At 42.1% G+C, this 2,590-nt stretch carries 1 protein-coding gene; it reads left to right on the forward strand.

The window, feature by feature from the left end:
* Positions 1-85 precede the first annotated feature (85 nt).
* Positions 86-2,590 (forward strand): SbcC/MukB-like Walker B domain-containing protein (locus Q0R35_RS02920; RefSeq protein WP_295614300.1); only part of this gene is annotated, 2,505 nt, incomplete at its 3' end.

Genomic DNA, 2,590 nt, shown 5'->3' on the forward strand with positions numbered 1-2,590 from the left:
GCGCGGCGGCGCGTCACGCGAGAAACACGCGAGGTCGTAGTTCCCGGAGATCGCGCGGTGGCAGAAATTGATTGGGGGCCGGTGGGTGTCAGCTGAGACGGCGAAGCAGTATAAAGTTCAAGTCGAGGTATTGACAGAAACTTTAGCAGCCGATTTGTTACGGTTGGATGAAATTGAGGTAATTACGCAGCAGCACGATGCTGTTAAATTAGAGATCGAGCGATTGCAGCAGCTTCAAACTGATGAAGAGCAGCAATTAGAAGGTTTTAAAACGATCGCCAGACAGCGAGAAACTTGGCAGCAACAGTTAGCATGGGAGCAAAAACGCGATCGTGAATTAATTCAAGCTGCCGTCCAAGTGCAAGCCGATCTTCAAGTCTTAACTAGTGACAAAAATCGCCTGGATGAGCTGCTAATTCGCTCGGATGAGATTTCGATCGCTTATCGAGCCTATCTCGATTTACAACGGCAGCTAGAAGTCTTAGACCGTCAATTCAATCTACACCAGCAAGCTCAACTCGATCGGCAAAAAATAAGTCAGCAATTAGCTAGCCAAACGCAATCACTACAATTAACTTTAGGTCAAAATCAAGCACAACTAACTTTAATCGATCGTCAACAAAGCGAATTAGTCGATATTTTAGCAACCGTTGGCGATGTAACTAAAGGCGTGGCTCAATTGCAAGTATGTCGCCAGCAATTAGCAGAATTAGATCGACTGCAAATCGAAGTCTTACCACTCCAGCAGCAGCAAGTATTATTAACAGGCGATCTCGATCGTCAGACTGCTAAAATTCAAGCAAACTTAACCGAGCTAATTCGCCGCGAACGCCAAGTATCGATCGAAACAGCAGAACGACCACAATTAGTCGATCGACTGACGTTATTAGATAACAATATTGCCGAATTAGATCGCAAAAAAGTTTATCAAAAGCGAGTTGAAGAAAAAGGTTTAAATAAAAAAGAAAATATTCAAAGGTTAGAAGCTGACATTCGTAATTATCAGCGGCAACTAACCGAACTCGATCGCAAGTTATCTTTATTAGAAATTCCCGACGCTAGTTGTCCGTTGTGCGATCGACCTTTAGATGAAAGCCATTGGGAACACGTATTAACTAGTGCCAAAAATGAGCGAGAGCAAATCGAGCAGCAGATTTCAGCAACTCAAGAAGAACACGCGCGATATGTAAAAGAGAAGGAAAATTTATCGACTGAATATAAGCAGTTAAATCGCGATTTGGCTGGTTTAGATAATCTGCGAGAACAACGAGGAAAATTGCAAGCGCAATTAGATTCGATTGCTAAACTCGAAATAAGTCTTCAGGAAATAGCTACCGAAAAGTTGCAAATAGAACTCGCAATCGAATCAAAGAGTTATGCAGCAGAGTTACAATTACAATTGCAAGATTTAATTGCCAAAATAACCGCAACTAGCTACAGCGAACAAAGCCACGCTTTAGCCAGAGGCGATGTCGATAAATTGCGATGGGTTGAAATTAAGCAAGAGAAAATTAAAGATGCCGATCGCAAGCAAATCCAATTAGTCGCACAAAAACAGCAGTTAGTCTGCGAAACAGTTAAAATAGAAACAGAAATAACTCAACTCCAAACTAGTTCTGATTTACAAATCGAGCTGCAAGCTATAGACAAACAAATTGCCGAACTTAACTACGATCGCAACTATCACCAGCAAGTTACTAACAACTTACGTCAATCTCAATCGATTCAACTTCAGTATCAAGAAGTTCAACAAGCCAAACAAACCCAGCCTCAGCTACTAGAGCGCATTAAAATCTTACAAGCCAACGAACTTCAGAGTACAACCGATCGCCAAAAATCGCAACTAGAAATCGAGCGAATTAGCTTAGAAGTTGCCAAAATACCCGATAACGATGAACGCATATTAGCCGTAGAGCAACAGCTAGCCGCACGCCGCCAAATTTTAGATAACCAACTCTCAAATCTGGGCAGCCTCGATCGGCAAATCACTCAACTCAACGATATTAAAGAACAACTGCGATCGCAACACCAGCAGCTCGATAACTATAAAAAACAGCAAAAGATTTACGACGAACTCGGTAAAGCTTTCGGTAAAAATGGCATTCAAGCTCTAGTTATTGAAAATATTTTACCCCAACTAGAAGCAGAAAGCAATCAAATTTTATCCAAACTAAGCAACAACCAGTTTCACGTTCAATTTATCACTCAAAAAGCTACCAAAAGCAGTCGGACTAAAAAAGCCAGCATTAAAAGTGCTAAATATATCGATACCTTAGACATCGTTATCGGCGATGCTAATGGTACCAGAGCCTACGAAACTTACTCCGGTGGCGAATCTTTTCGGATTGACTTTTCGATCCGCCTCGCATTAGCAAAACTGCTCTCAAACCGAGCGGGGACACCTCTCCAAATGTTAATTGTCGATGAAGGATTTGGCACCCAAGATCGTGAAGGTTGCGATCGATTGATTTCGGCGATTAATGCTATTTCTAGCGATTTCGCCTGTATCCTAACCGTAACTCACATGCCTCAATTCCGCGAAGCATTTCAAACTCGAATCGAAGTCCAGAAAACCAGTAAAGGTTCGCAA

The organism is Chamaesiphon sp. GL140_3_metabinner_50, assembly GCF_025361915.1.
Classification (GTDB): Bacteria; Cyanobacteriota; Cyanobacteriia; order Cyanobacteriales; family Chamaesiphonaceae; genus Chamaesiphon.